Raw genomic sequence first — 22,206 nt, 5'->3', positions numbered from 1 at the left:
CCTAACTAGCATTTTAAACTAATTAGGCGATAAAATGTGAAAATTCACAGTTTGTTCTATTTTGTACCGAAAATTCTATCTCCAGCATCACCAAGACCTGGGCAGATGTATGCGTCTGAGTTAAGCTCACGGTCGATGTGACCTACATAAATCTGAACGTCAGGATGAGCCTCGTGAAGAGCACGAACTCCTTCTGGAGCACCGATGATAGCCATGAACTTAATGCGCTTTCCACCGTGCTGCTTGATAAGGCTGATTGCATCGATTGCAGAACCACCTGTTGCAAGCATAGGATCTGTAACTACAATGAGACGCTCCTCGATTGGGCTTGGAAGCTTGCAGTAGTACTCGTGTGGGATGTGTGTCTCCTCATCACGATACATACCGATGTGACCAATCTTTGCTGTAGGAACGAGACGCTGAATACCGTTAACCATACCAAGACCTGCACGAAGGATTGGCACGATTGCCATCTTACGACCAGCGATAACTGGTGACATGCACTTCTCGATTGGAGTCTCACACTCGATGTCTACTGTCTGTAAATCGTTGAGAGCTTCAAAAGCCTCAAGCATAGCTATTTCTTCTACAAGAGCACGGAACTCTGCTGTTCCTGTGTTCTTGTCTCTAAGCATTGTGATTTTGTGCTGAAGTAGAGGATGTGTTAACTCTACTACATTATCTAATTTTTCCATTAGAATAAATTCCTCCTAAAATTTCTTATCTTTTATAAATAAGGAAGTTCGGGCCATCTAAAATTGCCTTCGGCAAGGCCCTCACAGCTATTTCATTTTGCCAGCATAGCTGTCAAAATAAAACAGCATTTACCATCCTTCTTTATCAAATCTGTATCTCTCAGGATTACCATACTCGTAATCTCTACCAGGGATAATTGCATTGAGCAATACACCAGCGATTGCAGCGATAGCAAGGCTTGTAAGTGTGATATCTGTAGAACCTACTGTAAAGGTAAGTCCATCAGAGAAGCCAAGTCCGCAAACAAGGATAACTGCTGCAATGATAAGATTTCTTGAATGTGTGAAATCAACATGATTCTCAACCACATTTCTGATTCCTATTGCACTAATCATACCATAAAGCATAAAACTTATTCCACCTACGATTGCGCTAGGCATGGTACCGATAATGTCGGCCATCTTTGGAATGAATGAAAGTACAATAGCGTAAACTGCTGCAATTCTAATAACCTTTGGATCATGAACCTTTGAAAGCTCAAGGACACCAGTGTTCTCACCATAAGTAGTGTTAGCTGGGCCGCCAAAGAATGCTGAAAGAGCTGTAGCAAATCCGTCACCTACAAGTGTACGGTGAAGACCTGGGTCAGTAACGAGATCCTCTCCAACTGTAGCTGAGATTGCTGACATATCTCCGATGTGCTCCATCATTGTAGCGATAGCGATTGGCGCCATAACAAGGATTGCTGAGATATTGAACTTGCAGATGAAGAAATCTGGAAGACCAACCCATGCTGCCTCGTGTACAGCTGCAAAATCAAGGATTGCTGAGCCGTCTGCATTTGTCATGCCAAGTGCATTGAAAACAAGTGCGCATGCATATGAAATTACAACACCCATGAGAATTGGAAGGATCTTGAACATTCCTTTTCCCCAGATATTAAAGATGATTACAACTGAAAGTGCGATGATGGCTAAAAGCCAGTTTGAAGATGCATTAGTGATTGCTGAAGGTGCAAGTGAAAGACCGATGCAAATGATAATAGGACCAGTTACAACTGGTGGAAGATATTTCATAACCTTGTTGATTCCAACAAGCTTGATAATAATCGCAAGAATTAAGTAAAGGGATCCGGCAACAACGATACCACCACATGCGTATGGAAGCTTCTCACCCATTGTCATGTTTTTAAAAATACCAGTATTCAAATTAGCAACTGTGTGAAATCCGCCGAGAAATGCGAATGAAGAACCAAGAAAAGCTGGAACTTTTAACTTAGAACAAAAATGGAAAAATAAGGTGCCGACACCTGCAAAAAATAGAGTAACTTGAATTGAAAGACCTTCGCCTTCGAAATAATTGTTGACGAGAATTGGAACTAAAATAGTCGCTCCGAACATAGCGAATAAATGCTGGAGACCCAAAATCAACGTCTTTGTGGTGCCTAGTTTCGACACGTCTTTGATTGGTTCATTAGTGTTCATAGAATCCTCCCTTTGAATTTTTACTTAAACTTTCAATATGCTATCACATTAAAATTAAATTAGCAATTACTTTTTTTAAGTTACTATTCACAGTTATAAAATATTTAAAAACCATTATATCCAAATTTATTGGGGAATTAATGGTTTTAAATATTTTATAAACTAGAATAAATAACTAGATAAAAATAACTCTAAGCAAGTAAATCAATATCAAGTGTACTGGATAAAATGAATAAAAAAATCTACGAAGGGCCACTGAGTCTGAACCCTTTTTCCCATTGTAAAAGAATAAAGGTACAAGCATAGCAGCTGCATAAGCTTCGGTTTTGCTAGACATCAAAGTCAACATAAGCACACCAACTGCAAAGGCTGTAAGCCTGCTTTCCTTTGTGGCGCCATATAAAAAATATATAACAGCAATACAAGCGATTCCGGCATGTCTATAATCAAGCTTTGTAATATAAGCTAGTCCCATTCCAAGGAACATTATCAAAACCATTGCCACACGTCTTACAATTTCATTTTCAAAGATTCCCTCTGACAGATGTAAAACATAGTCCATACAACAAAGCACTATCAATCCAAGAAGAAGCTCCCACAACACGTTGTTAGATAAGAAATCTATCTTTCCTTTGCGAAGTGCCAGGTCAAAAGGTATCTCTGAAATGATTGCAATCTGTATAAGTCTTAAACAATAATTCTTGATATTTCTAGTATGGAAAAAGCCTTCCACAAGCATGAAGCAATAAATAGGAAATGCCATTCGGCCAATGCCACGCATCAGGTGATAAATATCACAATAGAATTCGTAGGAGGGCGAATTGAACGCCTCAGGTAATCCTAACCAATGGAGATAAAAGCCGGCTGCAAAATGATCCACAAACATGGTGATTACAGCAATCATTTTTAGAGCATTTCCATTAACCTCAAATCGCTTTTCTGACATTTATAATACCAACCACTCTATAAAATCTCTCACTGCTCCGCGGCCACCATCTTTTTTGGAAACAAAATCGGCCATATCAATGAGAGCCTGGGCTGCATCCTTAGGACATCCAACCAAGCCACCTTCTGCCTTGATTGCCTTCATAACAGTAAGATCGTTTAAGTCGTCACCCATATAAGCACAATCCTTGAGTGTGCGACCATTTGCAGACATGACACCCTTAAGCTTTCCAAGCTTATCGCTTACGCCCTGATAGATGTGGTTGATGCCAAGCTCTTCGCATCTGTTCTCAACGATTTTGCTGGTACGACCTGTAATAATCATAGGAGTAACGCCGGCTGGAATAAGCTGATGAACGATTCCATAGCCGTCCTTAATATTGAAAGCCTTACATAACTCACCGTTCTCTCCCATGTATACGCAACCATCTGTTAATGTCCCGTCTACGTCTAATACCAAATACTTAATATCTTTCATAAAAAAATCTCCTTAGTAAAAACATACTAAGGAGATTATACTACATTATGCTTTAACTTGTCTTTCAGAAACTACTTTTATTGCAAATAGTGTTCCAATCATAAGTGCGATACCAATAACAAGGCATACGAACCAGTTTCTGATAAAGCCTGAAACTACGTAAGAAACAAGGGATACACCTGCTACTGTAAAGGCATATGGAAGCTGTGTGCTTACGTGTCTGATATGGTCACAATCTGCACCAGCTGATGCCATAATAGTTGTATCTGAAATTGGTGAACAGTGATCGCCGCAAACTGCACCAGCCATACAAGCTGAGATAGCGATAATCATAAGCTCGTTGTTAACATCACCACCGAATACATTTACAACGATTGGAATAAGGATTCCGAAGGTTCCCCATGAAGTACCAGTTGCAAAGGCAAGGAAGATACCTACAAGGAATACAAGGGCTGGAAGTAAGCTCATAAGTGCATGGTTGTCAGCAATGTTTGCTACGATGCCACCAACATATTCTGCTGCACCAAGTGAATCTGTCATAGACTTAAGTGTCCATGCAAAGGTAAGAACCAAGATGGCAGGTACCATACTCTTAAAGCCCTCTGGAATTGCATTCATACATTCGCTAAAGCCTAAAACTCTTGTTGCTAGATAGAAAACAATTGTAATAATAAGTGCAACAACTGAACCATAAACAAGTCCAACTGAAGCGTCTGAATTTGAGAAGGCATCAATGAAGCTTTCTCCACTAAAGAAGCCACCTGTATATATCATACCAATTACACAACAGATAATAAGGGCTGCAATTGGAAGTACCAAATGAAGCACTGTACCTTTTTCTGAAATAGGTGGATGAGGCTGATCCTCAGCACCTGTAAGGCTGGCTGAATCTTTTTTCTTTCTTTCCTTCAACTCTGCTCTGTGATTCATTTCAGCAAGATTCATTGAAGAGTAATCGAACTTCATGTAAGTGATGGTAAACATCATTACAAGTGTAAGGAGCGCATAAAAGTTGTAAGGGATAGCTCTAATGAAAAGAGATAATCCGTTTGCTCCATCTACGAAACCAGTAACTGCTGCAGCCCAAGAAGAAATTGGAGCGATAATACAAACTGGAGCAGCTGTGGCATCGATTAAATAAGCAAGCTTTTCACGAGAAATACCGTGCTTATCAGTAACAGGTCTCATAACTGAACCAACTGTAAGGCAGTTAAAATAATCATCGATGAAAATTAACATACCAAGGATGATTGTTGCAACCTGTGCGCCTGCCTTTGTCTTTACGTGAGTTACTGCCCACTTACCAAAAGCAGCTGAACCGCCGGCACGATTCATAAGCATTACCATGCTACCAAGTACAACAAGGAACACAAGAATACCAACGTTCCAAGCATCTGAAAGCTGACCAATCATTCCATCTACAAAGATGTGCTCCATTGCTGCGGTAAGATTGAAGCCTGCGTATAAAAGACCACCAGTAAAAATTCCTATAAATAATGAAGAGTAAACTTCTTTTGTAAGCAACGCCAATAGGATGGCAATTAATGGTGGCAACAACGACCATATTGTATTAGTAAATTCCATAAGTCTTCATATTCTCCTTTAGTGTATTTGCATGAGCCTCTTCCATTTCTGTAAGTGGCTTTCTGAGAGGACCAGCCTCAAAGCCCATAATGTTAAGAGCCTTCTTTACAGGAATAGGATTTACCTCGCAGAAAAGTGAATCGATAAGAGGTAATGCCTCAAGCTGCATTGCTGCTGCCTTCTTAAAATCTCCATCGAGACATGCCTGGCACATATCATGTGTCTGCTGTGGTGCAACATTTGATAAAACAGAGATAACACCAAGTCCGCCAAGTGACATAATTGGTACTATCTGATCATCGTTTCCTGAGTATACATCGATGCATCCCTTTGCAAGCTGAAGAAGCTTTGCAATCTGACTAATGTTTCCACAAGCCTCTTTAATAGCAACGATGTTATCCACATCCTTAGCAAGCTTTACTGCTGTCTCTGGCAAAATGTTGCAGCCTGTACGTGATGGAACATTATAAAGGATACAAGGAAGCTTAATTGCATCTGCTGTATCTTTGAAATGCTCATAAAGACCACGCTGTGTTGCCTTGTTGTAATAAGGTGTAACAAGAAGCACTGCATCTGCTCCAACCTTTTCAGCTTCCTGCGAAAGGTAGATAGCAGTCTCTGTTGAGTTTGAACCTGTGCCTGCAATAACTGGCACACGCTTATTTACAGTCTGAACACAGTGCTTGATTACATCAATGTGCTCTTCATGTGAAAGTGTTGAAGCTTCACCTGTGGTACCACAGATTACAATTGCATCTGTGTTGTTCTTAATCTGAAATTCGATTAACTCATCAAGCTTCTGGTAATTAACGGATCCATCCCCATTAAATGGAGTTACAATTGCTACAGCTGCGCCAGTAAATATACTCATTTTTTTCCTCCTAAAATCCGTCGGTTACAACTACAAGCCACAAATATCTCAGCTCAACTAACACGTTTCGCTTGAGACATTTGTGAGCTTGTTGTCTACCGACTCATTAAAATAAAAAAGCTGACCACATAATAAATGGTCAGCTTAAAAATTATATTCGTACGAAATGATAGCTCCCCACCTATTATTTATTCGGTGACAGTCATACGGATGTTATCCGTATGCCCAAGACAAGCATCTACAGACGATGCTCTCTTTCGGCGAAATCCCCTTTTATCTCATATCACTTGGGCCTGTCCCATCAATGAGATTACTAATGTTTCTCGCAACCTCTATCTGTTATTAAGTTGAACTTATACTACATCCCCCGAAGACTGTTGTCAACAAGAAATTGCTATTCATTTAGTAGGATGTTAGAATTATTGTAAAATTATAGAAAAGTAGAGGGGTATTCTTATGAAAATTCGTACAAAAAAACTATTATCGCTGGCACTTGCGTTTACATGTTCACTTTCTCTTTTTGCCAGCACTCCAATAAATGCTGAGGCAAAAACTTCAAAGAAGGCAGCGAAAAACATCGTTGTAGTTTTAGACCCTGGCCATGACAACACTCATCTTGGTTGTCATTACGAAGGCTTCGAAGAAGGCATTGCTAATCTCTACATTGCCTACTATTGTAAAAACGAACTCGAAAAGTATTCCGGTGTAACAGTTTATATGACTCGCTATGGTTTCGATTGTGCCTACGGTGCAAATCCAGATTCCTCTGCAGACTGTCTTACCGGCAGAGTGAATTTTGCCAAATCCGTAAATGCGGATGTAATGATTAGTCTTCACAATGACTATGATCCTGATTTAGACAAATCACAGAACGGTGCAAAGGTCATTATTCCAAATCCAAACTACAAGCCTGCTGTTTGTGCAAAGGGCATGGCTGTTGGTAAATCCATCCTTTCAGAATTAACCACCACTGGACTTAATGTAAACGACTGGAAGATGTGCCCAAACGGAACAGGTATTGTTACCAGGGATTCTGATAGTGGAAAGTATCCAGATGGTTCTGCTAAGGATTACTACGCACTCATTAACAAGTCAAAATCCCTAGGTATGACTACAGTAATTGTGGAGCATGCTTTTGTAACTAATGATAGTGACAGACTCAATCACTTAAGCACTCCTGAGCAGTACCAGCAGCTTGGTATTGCAGACGCTACAGGAATTGCTAAATATTATGGGTTAAAGTTGAAGTAGGAGAATGATTTTGAAAAAGCTAGATAAGCAAAAAGTATTTAACATAATTCAGATTGGTAATAAAGAGGATAGACCTAGTCACGCTTTTGATATTTTTATCACCATCACTATCCTATTAAATATTTCAGTGATGGTTCTCCAAACCTACGAACAGTTTTCTAATTTCTTTCCTATTTTTGATGCCATCGCTCTTATCACTATGATTATTTTCTGTGTTGAGTATGGTTTTAGAATTTGGACTGCAGATTGTTTGTATCCAGAGGATTCCCATCCAAAGGCTGTGGTTAAATTCCTATTATCCTTTGATGGAATAGTAGATTTATTTACTATCCTGCCATTTTTCTTTTTGTCAGGCTTTGTTGCCTTTAGAATTTTGAGAGTAATTCGTATTTTCCATCTGTTCAGAATAAATGGTCAGTACGATTCCTTTAATATCATTTTCTCAGTTCTGAAAGAAAAGAAAAATCAGATATTATCTTCCATGGTAATTGTTTTGATTTTGATGCTGTCCAGCTCCATTGGTGTTTACTACGCTGAGCACGACATGCAGCCATATGTTTTCAAAAATGCCTTTTCAGGTGTTTGGTGGTCAGTTTCCACCTTGCTTACTGTAGGCTACGGAGACATATATCCTATCACCACTGTTGGTCGTATCATGGCAATCATCACAGCCTTCCTGGGGGTTGGTGTTATAGCTATCCCTACTGGTATCATTAGTGCTGGTTTCATGGAGCACTACTCAAAAATGAAGCTCCTCAACAACTTTGCAAGGGATGAACAGGTGGATTTACTTACCATCAGAATTACTGAAGGTCACTGTTGGAATGGACTTCAGGTTTCAAAGATTGGTGTTCCTGATCATTTTCTACCATGTGTTGTTATGCGAGATGGAGAGGCACTTATTCCTGTGCCTGATTTTACAATAAAAATCGGCGACACAGTTGTACTGGCCGCCGAAGGTTTCTTTTCACATTCGTACTAAGCTATCTATTATTCTTCTATATTCTTCATCAGGTGAATCAATCATAATCACCTCGTCTGCGCCAAAGTCATGGGCCAGGAAGCTGGATTCTTGGTCCATTGCCAAAGCCAGAACTGGAATACTAGCAAAGCTCTGTCTGTTTTTTATATACTTGAGAACCGTATCTCCCAAACCTCTTTCTTTGTCCACCTCAAGAAGTATTATCCTTATCTGATTGTGATACTGGCTTATGGTTCGAAGTGCGTCATCATTAGTAAGGGCCGTGACTATATCAAACCTTTCTCCTTCAGCGGCATACATTCTTCTAACTGCCTCAGTCATCTCACCTCTAATTGATAATAGGATTGGCTTCTCATAGGTTTTTGCATCAATCACCCAAGCATTGCACCGATTCTTACCTTCCAGCTTTGATTTATAAAGGGCATCATCAGCCATTTTGAAAACTTCTTCGTAATTACGAATTCCATCGCAAATAGCTGCACCAATACTTACTGAAAAATCATGATTAGAGCCAAGATCAAAATCGCCTAAAAACATCTGCATGGTGCGACATCGCATTTGAAGAATAGCCACATCCCCCATCTGTGGCATCAGTACCACAAACTCATCTCCGCCATATCTTCCAATTACATCATAAGCTCTGAAATTATCAATTAGTAATTGACCTACACGTTCAAGGAGCATATCTCCTGCATTATGTCCCAGATTATCATTAACATCCTTAAAATTATCTAAGTCGATAATGCAAATAGCGCATGGCTCTTCAGCTGGCTTAGCGACAAAATATTCTTCCATTCTATCCACCAGCGCAGCTTTATTTAGTACATGGGTAAGCTTATCCAAAGAACTAAAACGCTTTAGTTCCTTGGCATACAGACACTCACGACTACGCATTTCAAGAACAATATGGGCTGCCAGCATAGAGATAATATATGCTGCAAAAAGCAAATATAAATGCTTTAAAAATAGGTCTCTTTCCTCTATAAAATAGGCTACAACACCATAGATTACTACTACCAGCAATTCCTCTGTGCCGTATTTGTACATCCTGTCAATATAGAGGGTTGGGAAAACCAACACCAGCATGGTGGTCCAAAAATTATCAGACAAGCCCTTAGAAAATATATCAATATAAATAAAAGCACATGCAAGAAGAAAATAAAAAGAGCAGCATATTATTCCAACAAGATTTGTATGTATTTTTTTGCCATTGTTTCGAGCATACAAATTAAAGAAAAAATATACTATCAACAAAGGGAAAATTAAAATATGTCCAAGTGTAAGACCATATCCCCTCACCATGGAAAAACCAAGAACAAGTACAACTAAATAGGTAATGGAAACATACATGCACACCTTCCTAAGCATGAACAGATTAGCTTCATTGATATCGTCCATGCAGGTATGGAAGTACTCAAGAATTTGCTTATTCTCTCGCTTATGCATTTTTGTAATTTTACTTAGGCCTATAATTTCCATTTAACACATCCACTGGCATAGCAGCCATTGACTTAACATCCTATCAGTTTCTCCAAGTTTTTCTTGAAAACTGGATTAGGTGTGTCTCTTTGCAAAACATCATCCACACCAAGTTCCCTTGCCATCTTGTAGTCTCTGTCACTGTTAACTATTGCAAGGATAGGTATGTTAGCAAAAGCCTCTCTAGTCTTTAAATATTTAAGGGCAAACACACCAAGACCTGTCTCCATATTTAACTCCATAAAAATAATCTTCAGGTCTTTTTGGTATTCACTTATATCTCTTAAAGCTTCATCATCATCCTTTGCCAAAATGATTTCGAAGCGTTCTCCCTGATCTTCTTTAAGCTCGATTATGCCTTGATGCTCCTCGCTGGTCATTACCAAAAGAACTGGCTTATCCACCGGCTCATTACGATACTTCCAAACTGTACAACAATTCTTGCCCTGGATTTTAGATTTATAAAGTGCATCATCCGCCATTGAAAAAACGCTATCTACATCTAGCACATCGTTATTTAAAATCGCACCAATACTTGCTGTTACCCTATGATTATTTGGAAGCTCTATTTCACTAATAAACATCTGTAAAGCTTTACAACGGGCCTTTAAAATATCCTGGTCAGACATTTTTGGCATAACAACTATAAATTCATCTCCACCATATCGACCAACAATATCGTAGGCTCTGAAATTTGTAGATAATAGATTTCCCACTTGTTCCAAAAGAACATCACCAATGTTATGTCCCAGGTTATCATTAACAAGCTTGAAATCATCCAAATCTATTACGCACATAGCACAATATTCAGATGGAATCTTTGTCTCGAAATAGCTTTCAATTCTCTGAAGAAGTGCACCTTTATTAAGCACATGAGTAAGCTTGTCTAAAGCGCTTAATCTTGTGACCTCTGCTATAGCCAGTGTCTCTCTAGCTCTCATCTCCAGGATGATTCTAGCTGAAAGTATTGAGATAAAATAAGCGGATACAGATATATACACATCCCTCATAAAGATTTCTCTTGGCTTATTAAAGAAAGACAGAATAAGCATGATTGAAAGAACAACAAGCTCCTCAAAACCATACTTATAGATTCTGTCTATAAAAATCATAGGTAGTGCAATGACTGCAATTGGAAGCCACAAAGCCTGGGTTGATACGGATTGGAAGACATCTATAATTCCTAGATAAACTCCCAATAGGAAATAGAAGGAACAACAAATAGCAGCTGTTTTTCCAGTGCTAATTTCACCTCTATGCTTCAGTGTATAAAGGTTCACATTGAAATAAACCAGCAATAATGGAATGATTAGCAAATGAGGCCAAGTAATTGTAAAACTTGAAATTAGACAATTTACAATTACAAGCATCAAACAATAGACTAAGGCGATATACATACATGTCTTTCTCAACATGTATAGATTGTTATCGTTAATAGTCTCAAGGCATTCTCTGAAATACTGGCGAATAAGTTCCAGTTCTTCGCTATTTAAATCTATGTATTTTTTCAACCTATCCATAGCTTTCCCCACTTATGGCTACACTTTTGCATAGTGCACTATTATCTTTTTCTAATTTAGCAGAATAATTTTTCGCAAACGTGCAACTTGTGTGAAAAAAATATGAAAAAAGCTCCCCGCTTAAAGCGAGGAGCTCAATTTGTCTAGTACCTTTATTTAATTAAATTCTCTATTTTTGATATCGATATAGGCTTTTACAACCTCTATCAATCTATCATAATCCATCACTCCAGTATCGAGACAGAAGTCGTAATTTCTAGCATCATTCCAATCTCGTCCTGTGTAGTACTTGTAATAATCTGCACGATGCTTATCAATGTCATGCATTCTCTTAAGCAGTTCTGCATCAGTACCACTAACCTGACGACGAAGGCGCTTTAAGCAATCCTCCTCTGATGCATAGAAGAAAAGTGACAGCACATATGCTCTGTCCTTAAGGATGTAATCTGCACAGCGGCCAACAATAATGCAGCTTTGTGTGTTGGCAATACGTTTGATAACATCTGCCTGAAGTTCAAACAGATTGTCATCTGATGTGAATGCAGCATACTCTGGACTAAGAGGCAAGCCCTTGTAGTGTGCCTTAGCTGAAAGAAAAATCTTTCTTACGTGCTCATCTACCTCCCCAAACATTTCTTCATTAATACCGCTTTGATCAGATGCCATACGCAGAATTTCTCTGTCGTATACAGGAAGTCCCAACTCCTTTCCAAGTTTCTTAGCTAATGTAAGACCACCTGAACCATAACTTCTTGCAATCGAAATAACTAGCTTCTTCTCATCCCCCATGATGAAACCTCCCTTAATACTCGCAGCCACCATAGTCTTTCTAAGCTGGTTACAACTACAAGCATAGATATCTTCTGTTCAGCTGAAGAAAGCTTCACATAAGCCATCTATGAGCTTGATGTCTACCAGCTCATGTAGATTATCTTGGCTACTTACTCTCCTAGGTACGCTTTCTTTATCGAATCATCATTCATGAGGTCTGAGGCTACGCCTTCGAGTACAATCTTGCCAGTCTCAAGCACGTAGGCGCGGTCTGCGATAGCAAGTGCCTTCTTCGCATTCTGCTCTACTAAAAGGACTGTAGTTCCAGCCTTTGAAATAGACTCGATAATTTTGAAAATTTCTTCTACATAGATTGGAGAAAGACCCATTGAAGGCTCGTCCATAAGCACGATGCTTGGCTGGCTCATAAGAGCACGCCCCATAGCCAACATCTGTTGCTCACCACCTGAAAGTGTTCCAGCCAGCTGATTCTGGCGTTCCTTCAAGCGTGGGAAGCTTTCATAAATCTTCTCAAAGGTATCAGAAATTTCCTTCTTGTTACTTCTAGTATATGCTCCCATTTTCAAGTTTTCAAGCACAGTTAATCCAGGAAAAACTCTTCGTCCTTCTGGCACGTGAGCCATTCCCATAGAAACGATTTTATGACCAGGAACCTTTGTGATATCTGTTCCCTCAAGGAGCACCTGTCCGCTTGTTGGTGTAAGCATTCCCGAGATTGTTTGAAGAGTGGTGGTTTTGCCTGCGCCATTGGCTCCAATCAAGGCAATAACCTCACCTTCGTTTACCTCAAAGCTTATGCCCTTTAAAGCTTGTATTACTCCATAATTTACTACTAAGTTTTCTACTTTTAACATAATACCTCTAATCCATAGCCCATACCTACTTTATCATGCTCCCGCAGGCCACCTTCCATACTCAAGCTAGGCAACTTTCCCCTTTGGGGCTCCCTCCTAGCTTGGCATGGAGCCTTCCTGCTCGCGCTTGCCTAACTTTACTAGGGCTATTCATCTAATGTTTTACTCGCCTAAATAAGCCTTAATAACTTCTGGATCATTTAACACGTCAGAGGTACGTCCCTGCGATAATACTCGTCCGAAGTTTAATACTGTCAGCTTTTCACATATTCCTGATACAAGCTTCATATCATGCTCGATAAGAAGGATAGTTACGCCAAATTCCTTGCGGATAAGGGCGATGGTGTTCATCAGGTCACGTGTTTCGTTTGGATTCATACCAGCAGCTGGCTCATCCAAAAGCAGGAGCTTTGGATTTGTAGCCAAGGCTCTTGCAATCTCAAGCTCTCGCTGTTTTCCATATGGAAGATTTGATGCCAAAACATCAGCCATAGAATCAAGACCAAACACTGAAAGAAGCTCTAAGGCTTTCTTATCCATTTCTTTTTCTGTTGCAAAGTATTTTGGCAATCTAAAAATTCCAGTTGCTGTTCCATAATCAAAAGAATTGTGTAATCCGATTTTCACGTTATCAAGTACAGATTGATCTCCAAAAAGTCGAATATTCTGGAAGGTACGAGCCACACCTGCCTTGTTAATATCAGCTGTCTTCTTTCCTGTTATGTCCTTGCCATCAAGGAAAATCGCACCATCTGTAGGCTTGTAAATTCCTGTAAGCATGTTGAAGACTGTGGTTTTTCCTGCACCATTAGGTCCGATTAAACCGTAAAGCTCTCCTCTTTCAATAGTGAGATTGAACTCATCTACGGCTCTAAGACCACCAAAGGAAATGCCTAAGTTGTTTACTTCTAGTAATGACATTACTGCACCTCCTTTTTCTTGAATCTTCCCATAATTGCAGCTGCACTGAGACCATGTGCCTCTCTCCACTTAAGGATTCCTGGTGCCCAGTTAAAGAGCATAAGAGCAATAAGGACGATTGAGTAAATAAGCATTCTGTATGTAGAAAGGCCTCTCAATAACTCTGGGAGCATTGTAAGTACAACCGCTGCAATTACTGAACCAGAGAAATTTCCGATACCACCTAAAACTACATATACCAAAATCATGATAGACATGTTGTACCCAAAGTTGTTAGTTGTGGCGGTAAGGGAATTAATGTTGTGGGCGTAAAGCACACCACCTACACCAGCAATAGCTGCCGACAAAGTGAAAGCTACAAGCTTGTACTTTGTAACAGGAAGTCCAACTGTTTCTGCTGCAATCTGATTGTCACGAATGGCCATAACCGCACGACCTGTACGCGAATGAACAAAGTTGTGAGTTACAATAAGTGCCAATATAAGAAGTAGCATCGCAATCAAAAATGTTGATTGTCTTGGTGTTCCAGTGATACCCTGTGGACCATTGATGAGCATCTTTCCATCAAAATCCATATTCAAGGACATCTGATCCTTCATAGAAAAATGAACTCCCTTTGAGTCAACACCCACATATAACACGTTAATAACATTCTTTATAATCTCACCAAAGGCAAGAGTTACGATTGCAAGATAATCTCCCAAAAGTCTAAGTACAGGAATAGCAATCAAAAATCCAAATAAGGCTGCCATAATTGTGCCTAATATAAGAGCAAGAATAAAACGAGGAACATCTGGAATTACCTCCTGAAAAGCTCTGGAAAACAAAGCTGAGGTAAAAGCTCCTACACACATAAATCCTGCATGACCTAAGGAAAGCTCTCCTAAATATCCAACGCAAAGATTAAGTCCAACAGCCACCAATGAATAAGCACAAACTGGAACCAACAATCCCTTCATAAGAGAAGTAAGATTTCCTGTGCTATCCATAATAGAAACAACGATAAATAAAACTATAAGTACAGCCACAGTTCGAACAAGCTTCTGTGTAGATTTGTTTAATTTCTTGTATAAATTCATTTTTCCCACCTACACTTTCTCTTTAATTTGCTTGCCTAAAATACCTGTAGGCTTAACTAAAAGTACAATAATGAGTACCGTAAATACGATAGCATCTGCCAACTGACTTGAAATATAAGCCTTTGCAAAAATCTCGATGATACCAAGTAAAAGACCACCAATTAAAGCTCCTGGAATAGAACCAATTCCACCAAATACCGCAGCTGTAAAGGCTTTGATACCAGGCATTGAACCTGTGTAAGGAGTAAGTGATGGATATGAGGAACAAAGAAGTGCACCAGCAATAGCTGCAAGTCCTGAACCGATTGCAAAGGTAAGCGAAATTGTTGCATTCACATTTATACCCATAAGAATTGCAGCATCCTTATCCTCAGAAACTGCACGCATTGCCTGACCTGGCTTTGTGTTTTTTACGAACCACATAAGCGCAATCATAATCACGATACAAGTAACGATAGTTACAATTGCATTTCCTGTGATTTTAAGAGCACCGCCAGCAAGGCTAATTCCCTGCCACTTAATAACTGATGTAAAGCTTACAGGATTTGAACCAAAAATCATCAGTGCCATATTCTGAAGGAAATAGCTGACACCGATGGCTGTAATCAATACAGCAAGGTTTGTTGCCTTTCTAAGTGGTTTATATGCTATTTTTTCTATAATCATTCCAAGGGCTGTACAACATACTATTGAAATAACAATAGAAACTACAGCAGGCATGCCGGAATTTGACATGCACATAAAAACTAAATATGCACCAATCATAATTACATCGCCATGTGCGAAGTTAAGCATCTTTGCAATACCATAAACCATGGTATATCCAAGTGCTATGAGGGCATATACACTTCCCAAGCTTAATCCATTGATTAAATAGGTTAAAAATCCCATACGTAATACTCTCTTTCGTAGAAATGAATTACGATGCAGAGCTGCCCCTTAAAAGGAACAGCCCTGCATCGCCTTTGATGCTCTAATTACTCAACAGAAGCGTATGCTCCGTCTTTGATTACTACAGCCTTAGGAGCTTTCGAAACCTCTCCTTTTTCATTCCAAGTCATATTCTCACCTGTAAGTCCATTGTAAGAAACCTTCTGGATTTCTGCGATAAGTGCCTCACAGATTTCCTCTGAAGAAGCCTCTGGTGTAAGGTTTGCTGACTCAAGAGCTTCCTTTAAGATATAAACACCATCGTAAGCGTCTGCTGCAAACTGGTTTGGTGTGCCACCGAACTTCTCTTCGTAAGCTGAAACGAATTTCTGTGTAGCCTCATCCTCTGCATCAGCTGCGAATGGAGTAAGAAGATATACACCCTCAGCAAGCTTTACGTCGAAGTTTTCAACAGAAAGAAGACCATCAAATCCATCTACGCCGAAGATTGTAGGAGCATATCCCATCTGGTTTGCCTGAGTAAGTACGATAGAACCCTCTGTGTAATAGAATGGAAGGAAGAGGAGGTCTGCACCTGCATCCTTACATTTCTGAAGCTGTGTTGTAAAGTCTGTCTTTGAATCTGCTGTGAAAGCCTCAGTTGCTACAATTTCAAGATTCTTTGCCTTTGCCTCAGCTGCAAATGTCTGATAAACACCTGATGAATATGGATCTGAGCTATCGTAGATAACGCCAACCTTTGTTGCTAATTCATTATCTGCAATATAGTCTGCTGAAACTGCACCCTGGTTTGGATCTGAGAAGCAAACCTGGAATACATTGTCATGTCCGTTTGTTACATCTGTTGATGAAGCAGATGGTGTAAGCATGAACATTCTGTCTGCATATGTCTCAGCTGAAACTGCCTGACCTGCACCTGAAGTAACTGTTCCTTCAAGAATCTGCATGCCCCAATCCTTAAGTGTATTGTAAGCATTTACTGATTTCTGCTGATCTGCCTCGTCATCCTGGAAATTAAATGAAATCTGATATCCGTTAATTCCGCCTGCCTCATTAACCTCGTCCACTGCAAGCTGAATTGCATTCATAACACCCTGACCGTACTGAGCAGCACCACCTGTGATTGGTCCAATACCACCAATTCTCCATGTTAGCTCTCCAGATGTGTCAACTGACTCTGATGAACCTGCTGAACTGTTTCCACAACCGACAAATAAGCTTGTCATCATTGCTGCGGAAAGCACTAAACTTAAAGCCTTCTTCTTCATATCCAATACCTCCGATTTCTCTTTCGCGCTTTAGCACTTTAAATTCTAAAATCACTCGTTTTGAATATAATAAATCTTGTTTAAATTATTTGCAAGAAAAACTTTCAGGGTTTAATGTGGTAAAGTGTCCCTCAGGTAATTTTTCCTCATCTAGAGTAAGTGGTCCAAAGGCCGTTCTTTTCAGCTCTAGCACCTGTCTGCCCACTGCAAAAAACATTCTTTTTACCTGGTGAAATTTTCCTTCATGAATAGTAATGTAGCAGGACTTTCCTCCCTCATATTTAACTGTTGCTGGTTCTGTCAAATCACCCTCTCCTATGTGTACCCCACTTTCTAGGGCGGAAACATCTTCGGAAGAAAGCTCTCCATCCAGCTCTACATAATAGGTTTTATCCACGTGTTTTTTAGGGGACAACATATCATGGGCAAGCTGTCCGTCGTTAGTAATAAGCAAAAGGCCTGTTGTATCTTTATCTAATCGTCCTACTGGAGCCAAGCCCTTTGGAGCATCTGGACACTGGCTGTAAAAAACATCCATTACAGTTCGCTCATGGGCATCCTCTGTGGCGGTGATAACTCCCTTAGGCTTGTTGATAACATAGTAATGAAACTTCTGATATGTGTATTTCCTGCCCTGATAAGTAATTACAGCAGTGTTTTCATCCACCTTAGTTTCTGGCTTTACAATCTTTTCTCCGTCCACAAAAATAAGGCCCTTCTTAAGAAGAGCCTTAACTTCAGACCTTGTTCCGATATTTAATTCTACCAAAAGCTTGTCTAATCTCATTTATTCAATTTCCTTTTTAGTTTTAGTATGAAATAACCTCGTAGCCTGTCTCCGTAACCAATACCTGGTATTCCCACTGAGCAGATGGCTTGCCATCTAAAGTAGAAACCTCCCAGCCATTGCTTGGATCAGTCTTAATCTTCTGAGTTCCCATATTAATCATTGGCTCAATTGTAAACATAAAGCCTGGAACCATAAGCATCTCTGTGCCAGGAAGAGTGTTGTAGCCAACCCATGGCTCCTCGTGGAACTCAAGGCCAACTCCATGTCCACCAATTTCACGAACAACCTGGTATCCGTTTTCATGTGCATGCTTGCAAATAGCAGCGCCCACATCTCCCAAGAAGCCCCATGGCTTAACCTGCTCGAGACCAAGGTCGCAGCATTCCTTTGTAACCTCAACAAGCTTCTTTGTCTCTGGATCAACATCTCCAATCATAAACATTCTTGATGAATCAGAGAAGTAGCCATCTAAAATTGTAGAACAATCTACATTAACGATATCACCACTTTTAAGGATAACATCCTCTGATGGATAACCGTGACAAACCTGATCGTTTACAGAAGTACAAACACTGTATGGGAATCCCTCGTAATTAAGTGGAGCTGGAATACCTCCCATCTTTGTGGTTGTATCATATACAATCTTGTCGATTTCTGCTGTGCTCATTCCCTCGTGGATTGCCTCTGCAACAGCATCAAGACATGCCATATTAATAACTGCAGACTGCTTTATCTTCTCAATCTGTTCTGGTGTCTTAATAAGCTTGTGACTTGGAACCTTGTGGCCCTTTACCGCGAAGCTTTGAATCTTTCTGTCAAAAGCCTCATGGCACTGCTTATACTTACGGCCACTGCCACACCAACATGGATCATTTCTGTTAATCTTTATCATTTCAATTGCCTTCTTTCTCTTTGCTCTTTTCCTTGTCCTCATTTGTCAAACCATTTATATAATTTATCTTTGAATGCTTAAGCGTAACATCACCAAGGACAAATTTATCCCAAAGCTTTTTGTTTATTTTAATATCATGCTCATCTTTAATGAGACTATAATAATAGCCATCGTATTTGTAAGCTGCACGACTTGGCCCTTCCTTATCTGCCAGCTTATTTTGATATTTCTCTGCGATTGCAGCTATGCGAATCTGTTCATTTATTGTTTCTTCGTCACAAGGAAGCTTTTCCCATTGGATATCCAAAAGGTCCTCCCAAAAATCTGTCTGTCGATACTTTAAATCCTCTTCCTCTTTTGCGTCAAGTTTGTCTAGGCCTTCCTCCACTGCCAACTGATAAAAAAGATGATCGTGAATTGCCATCCCCATAACTACATCCTTGGCTTCCTCCTGGATGAAAGTATCGTTGGTATGAAGATTCCAATAATCCTTGGTGTAGTCAGAATTATAGATCTTAGCCTGCTCTTCCACCTTTTCTTCTTCAAACAGAATGTAAAAGGCTAAATCTTCAAAGGTGACATCTTCGCCATCTATTGTGACCGCCGTATCCTGTAAATGCTCCTGATACTTTACCGGACCTCTACCTTCACTCATAGAAATAAGTGCGTATACCATCACGGCAACGCACATTATCAGAATTATAGGTTTTGCATATTTTTTGATTATCATAGTACCCTTCGAATTGTAATAATTGAATGGCAGGTAACAGGACGATAGTTCGTAATACCTGTAGCAGTACTTTGAGCTTCAACAATCAGGCCTCCGCCTGCATAAATCGCAACGTGTCCAGGGTAACAAACAATGTCACCTGGCTGCATGTAATTGTAACTAACTTCGTTTCCAACGTGTCTGAAGGAACCAGAAGTCATTCTTGAACCATAGTTAATACCGAAGTTTGCAAGAACTCCCTGTACGAAACCAGAACAATCGCAACCTTCTGTAAGGGAATTTCCACCCCAAACATATCTGTTTCCAACAAACTGATTTGCATAGGAAACAACACTTGAACCACTGATGCCAGTTGTTTTGCCTGGATTCAAATCACCGTTAACATTGTAGCCACCAGTAGATCTAACCTCGCCTGAGGTGCCGCCAGCTGCTGCTCTAGCTGCCGCCTCTCTAGCTGCTCGAAGGGCTGCCTCTCTAGCTGCAATTTCCTTTGCTTCCTTAAGCTCTGCATCAAGATCATCCATCTCTCCACGCTTTTCAGCTACCATTGTTTCAAGGGCAGCCTCCTGAGTCTTAAGCTCAGTCTTGGAAGTCTCAAGAGATGCTTTCTCCTCTGCAAGTGCAGTGCTCAATTCTTCAATTTCATTTTGAGTAGCAATAAACTGCTCAAGCTTTTGCTGGTCATAATCGTATACCTGGCTGGCATACTCGATTTTATTTAAAAACTGTGTGATTGACTTTGATGAAACAAGCATTTCGAAAAGGCTTTCATCTTCCTTTTCGTACATGTACTTGATTCGAAGCTTCATCGCCTCGTATTGTTGATTTCTGGCTTCAGTAGCATCTGCTAGTGCCACCTCTGTGTCGGCAATTTCTGCCTCAGTCTCACTAATAGCTGTGTTAATCTCGGTTATCTGACTAACCAAGTTATATAAATCAGCATCCAAAGTATCGATTTCCTCTTGAAGGGAATCCTGCTCGGCCTCAATCTCTGAAATAGAACGGACCGCCTTAGAGGTAGTGGAATCCGATGCCAACAGACATACCGAAACCACTATGCATAAGGATGCCTTAAAAAACTTGTTACACTTCATAAACATTATCTCCAAATACCAGATAAACCCTATATCTAGTATAAAATTCTCTATTGATTCTATATTATGATACTAATTTAACCTTGTCATTTCAAGGAATATCACCGTTTTTTCAAGTATTGTTCAAATAACCCTTTCCTCTGAAAATAAAAATGGATTCTAGAAAATCTAGAATCCACAATAATCAAAAACCTATGACTTCTTGCTGGCAGAACAAGGAATTGCCAGTAAGAATCTATAATAGCTTTGCATCCTCATCCAGCTGGGCCTGAATGTTTTTTTGTACGTATACTCCTGGATGTTTTTTGTCTTCGCCCTCAAGTGCGTTAGGATCCACCGGTGGACAGAAGGTGATGATAACTTTTGTTTTCTTCATGCGAGGCAAGTGAGTCTCAAAAACTTCTCTGGTGTTGGTAAAAGCCACAGGGATGATTGGGCATCCTGTCTTTGTGGCAATCTTAAGAGATGCCTCGTGGAAAGGTGCCATCTCGCCAGTTTTTGAACGAGTTCCTTCAGGGAAAACAAACATTGAAACGCCCTGCTTAATAAATTCCTGAGCCTGAATAATAAGCTTTAAATCCTGTCGAGGATTTGTTCTAGTAAGGAAAAGGCAATAGTTCATCTTCATCCAAACGTTAAGAAGTGGAACCTTTTCAAAGGTCTGCTTTGAAAGGAAGCCAGTAACTGGTGGGCAAAGATGATAGCCGAGAATTACATCGAAGAAACTCTGGTGGTTTCCAATGTAAAGAACTGGTGTATCCTTAGGGATGTTTTCTAACCCCTTAACTTGGTATCTTGCACCGCCTAAAAAAGCTACAACGCCGAAAGCCCAAGCAACACATTTATAACCAATTCTATCCTTAGCTTTCTTGTTGAATAAACCAAGGATAAATAAGAGACCCCATATTGGGATACTAACTATCAAGAATATAACAACGAATATTAATGCAAGTAATGTTCTAATCATTATGACCTCCAAATGTGTATCTACACTATGAATTATAAAGGAGTACAGGGCAATTATCAAATAAATACCTTCATTATGTATATATACTCAAATTGGATGAATATGTTGTCAACTGGCGTCATATCAAATAACTTTAATTGTAATTTAATAAACGTTATAGTCCGTAACATTTCGGGGGTTTCTAGGCTATTTTTTATCATAAATATGCAAAAAACTCGGGATAAATTTTGACAAATTATACAAAAAATGGTAAAATCTTTTCAGCAAGAGTAAATTGCTAATAATGCAATTATTTGCTAGAAAAGGGGGAGACATCATGGAACGCGAGGACTTCGACAAGGTGCGCGAATCTGTTAGATCGCAGTGCGGTAGTAGAGTTGTTATTCAGTTAGACAAAGGACGTAACAAGGTAGACATCCAGCAAGGTGTTATTCAAGAGGCTTACCCAAGTGTTTTTACTATATTAGTTGACGACACCGAGACATGTCCATCGCAATTATTATCCTTTAGCTATACAGACATAATTACTAAAGAAATTCGCATGAAACTTTGCTAGTTAAAATTTCATAATGATCTCGAGACCTCAGCCTTTGGCTGAGGTCATTTTTTTTACCCAAAAAAGAACTACATCAGGAGAT

The 22,206-nt window shown here is 39.7% G+C and carries 22 protein-coding genes and 1 riboswitch; of the genes, 3 read left to right on the top strand and 19 right to left on the bottom strand.

Features of this window, described 5'->3' with window-relative positions:
- Positions 1–56 precede the first annotated feature (56 nt).
- The 6 genes from upp to dapA form a co-directional block, all read right to left on the bottom strand.
- Positions 57–695: a uracil phosphoribosyltransferase gene (gene upp / locus BLR54_RS13080; RefSeq protein WP_090421804.1), complete on the bottom strand. Its 639-nt coding sequence runs from the start codon at positions 693–695 to the stop codon at positions 57–59.
- A 129-nt stretch (positions 696–824) separates the two neighbouring features.
- Positions 825–2,180 carry a uracil-xanthine permease family protein gene (locus tag BLR54_RS13075; protein ID WP_090421802.1) on the bottom strand — a complete coding sequence of 452 codons (1,356 nt, stop codon included), beginning with the start codon at positions 2,178–2,180 and terminating at the stop codon, positions 825–827.
- Positions 2,181–2,355: 175 nt separating this feature from the next.
- Entirely contained in the window at positions 2,356–3,126 is a 771-nt protein-coding gene (locus tag BLR54_RS13070; protein WP_090421800.1) for a TraX family protein, read from the bottom strand.
- Complete coding sequence (locus BLR54_RS13065) at positions 3,127–3,603, bottom strand: KdsC family phosphatase (RefSeq protein WP_090421798.1); 477 nt, start codon at positions 3,601–3,603, stop codon at positions 3,127–3,129. It abuts the gene before it with no gap.
- A gap of 45 nt (positions 3,604–3,648) precedes the next feature.
- Entirely contained in the window at positions 3,649–5,187 is a 1,539-nt protein-coding gene (locus tag BLR54_RS13060; protein ID WP_090421796.1) for a Na+/H+ antiporter NhaC family protein, read from the bottom strand.
- Positions 5,174–6,058: a 4-hydroxy-tetrahydrodipicolinate synthase gene (gene dapA / locus BLR54_RS13055; protein WP_090421794.1), complete on the bottom strand. Its 885-nt coding sequence runs from the start codon at positions 6,056–6,058 to the stop codon at positions 5,174–5,176. Before dapA ends, BLR54_RS13060 begins: the two co-directional genes overlap by 14 nt.
- A gap of 162 nt (positions 6,059–6,220) precedes the next feature.
- A riboswitch (Lysine riboswitch) is annotated at positions 6,221–6,401 on the bottom strand.
- A gap of 113 nt (positions 6,402–6,514) precedes the next feature.
- On the opposite strand from dapA, the gene BLR54_RS13050 reads away from it, so the two are divergent.
- Together BLR54_RS13050 and BLR54_RS13045 are read left to right on the top strand one after the other, a co-directional pair.
- The gene (locus tag BLR54_RS13050) at positions 6,515–7,309 is read left to right on the top strand and encodes an N-acetylmuramoyl-L-alanine amidase family protein (protein ID WP_090421792.1); all 795 of its coding nucleotides are present in this window, start codon (positions 6,515–6,517) and stop codon (positions 7,307–7,309) included.
- A 10-nt stretch (positions 7,310–7,319) separates the two neighbouring features.
- A complete protein-coding gene (locus BLR54_RS13045) occupies positions 7,320–8,291 on the top strand; it encodes an ion transporter (protein ID WP_330388212.1) in 972 nt (323 codons plus the stop codon).
- Here BLR54_RS13045 and BLR54_RS13040 read toward each other — a convergent pair.
- The 13 genes from BLR54_RS13040 to BLR54_RS12980 form a co-directional block, all read right to left on the bottom strand.
- Positions 8,277–9,770 (bottom strand): GGDEF domain-containing protein, encoded by a 1,494-nt coding sequence (locus BLR54_RS13040; RefSeq protein WP_090421788.1) that lies wholly within the window; start codon positions 9,768–9,770, stop codon positions 8,277–8,279. The two genes, BLR54_RS13045 and BLR54_RS13040, sit on opposite strands and share 15 nt — an antisense overlap.
- 32 nt (positions 9,771–9,802) lie before the next feature.
- Positions 9,803–11,290: a GGDEF domain-containing protein gene (locus BLR54_RS13035; protein ID WP_090421786.1), complete on the bottom strand. Its 1,488-nt coding sequence runs from the start codon at positions 11,288–11,290 to the stop codon at positions 9,803–9,805.
- Positions 11,291–11,446: 156 nt separating this feature from the next.
- Positions 11,447–12,079 carry a cytidylate kinase-like family protein gene (locus BLR54_RS13030; protein WP_090421784.1) on the bottom strand — a complete coding sequence of 211 codons (633 nt, stop codon included), beginning with the start codon at positions 12,077–12,079 and terminating at the stop codon, positions 11,447–11,449.
- A 152-nt stretch (positions 12,080–12,231) separates the two neighbouring features.
- Positions 12,232–12,936 carry an ABC transporter ATP-binding protein gene (locus BLR54_RS13025; RefSeq protein ID WP_090421781.1) on the bottom strand — a complete coding sequence of 235 codons (705 nt, stop codon included), beginning with the start codon at positions 12,934–12,936 and terminating at the stop codon, positions 12,232–12,234.
- 162 nt (positions 12,937–13,098) lie between these two features.
- The gene (locus BLR54_RS13020) at positions 13,099–13,857 is read right to left on the bottom strand and encodes an ABC transporter ATP-binding protein (RefSeq protein ID WP_090421780.1); all 759 of its coding nucleotides are present in this window, start codon (positions 13,855–13,857) and stop codon (positions 13,099–13,101) included.
- Positions 13,857–14,936 (bottom strand): branched-chain amino acid ABC transporter permease, encoded by a 1,080-nt coding sequence (locus BLR54_RS13015; protein WP_090421849.1) that lies wholly within the window; start codon positions 14,934–14,936, stop codon positions 13,857–13,859. The genes BLR54_RS13020 and BLR54_RS13015 overlap by 1 nt, the downstream gene beginning before the upstream one ends.
- Positions 14,937–14,945: 9 nt before the next feature.
- Positions 14,946–15,827: a branched-chain amino acid ABC transporter permease gene (locus BLR54_RS13010; protein WP_090421778.1), complete on the bottom strand. Its 882-nt coding sequence runs from the start codon at positions 15,825–15,827 to the stop codon at positions 14,946–14,948.
- 86 nt (positions 15,828–15,913) lie between these two features.
- A complete protein-coding gene (locus tag BLR54_RS13005) occupies positions 15,914–17,095 on the bottom strand; it encodes an ABC transporter substrate-binding protein (protein WP_090421776.1) in 1,182 nt (393 codons plus the stop codon).
- Positions 17,096–17,180: 85 nt separating this feature from the next.
- On the bottom strand, positions 17,181–17,882 hold the full coding sequence (locus BLR54_RS13000) for a pseudouridine synthase (protein WP_090421775.1): 702 nt from the start codon (positions 17,880–17,882) through the stop codon (positions 17,181–17,183).
- A 22-nt stretch (positions 17,883–17,904) separates the two neighbouring features.
- Complete coding sequence (locus tag BLR54_RS12995; protein ID WP_090421774.1) at positions 17,905–18,777, bottom strand: methionyl aminopeptidase; 873 nt, start codon at positions 18,775–18,777, stop codon at positions 17,905–17,907.
- Position 18,778: 1 nt separating this feature from the next.
- Positions 18,779–19,432: a hypothetical protein gene (locus BLR54_RS12990; RefSeq protein ID WP_143008452.1), complete on the bottom strand. Its 654-nt coding sequence runs from the start codon at positions 19,430–19,432 to the stop codon at positions 18,779–18,781.
- 71 nt (positions 19,433–19,503) lie between these two features.
- Positions 19,504–20,601, bottom strand: coding sequence for a coiled-coil domain-containing protein (locus tag BLR54_RS12985; protein ID WP_176761950.1), 1,098 nt, complete (start codon positions 20,599–20,601; stop codon positions 19,504–19,506).
- A 235-nt stretch (positions 20,602–20,836) separates the two neighbouring features.
- On the bottom strand, positions 20,837–21,568 hold the full coding sequence (locus tag BLR54_RS12980) for a lysophospholipid acyltransferase family protein (protein ID WP_090421768.1): 732 nt from the start codon (positions 21,566–21,568) through the stop codon (positions 20,837–20,839).
- Positions 21,569–21,884: 316 nt separating this feature from the next.
- Here BLR54_RS12980 and BLR54_RS12975 point away from each other — a divergent pair, with 316 nt between their 5' ends.
- Entirely contained in the window at positions 21,885–22,124 is a 240-nt protein-coding gene (locus BLR54_RS12975) for a Veg family protein (protein WP_015548439.1), read from the top strand.
- The last annotated feature ends 82 nt before the right edge of the window (positions 22,125–22,206 follow it).

Origin of the sequence: Pseudobutyrivibrio sp. YE44, from assembly GCF_900104335.1 — a bacterium.
In the GTDB taxonomy this organism is placed as follows: Bacteria; Bacillota; Clostridia; order Lachnospirales; family Lachnospiraceae; genus Pseudobutyrivibrio.
Note: the sequence above shows the minus strand (reverse complement) of the source record. Positions and strands in the feature narration are given on the sequence as shown.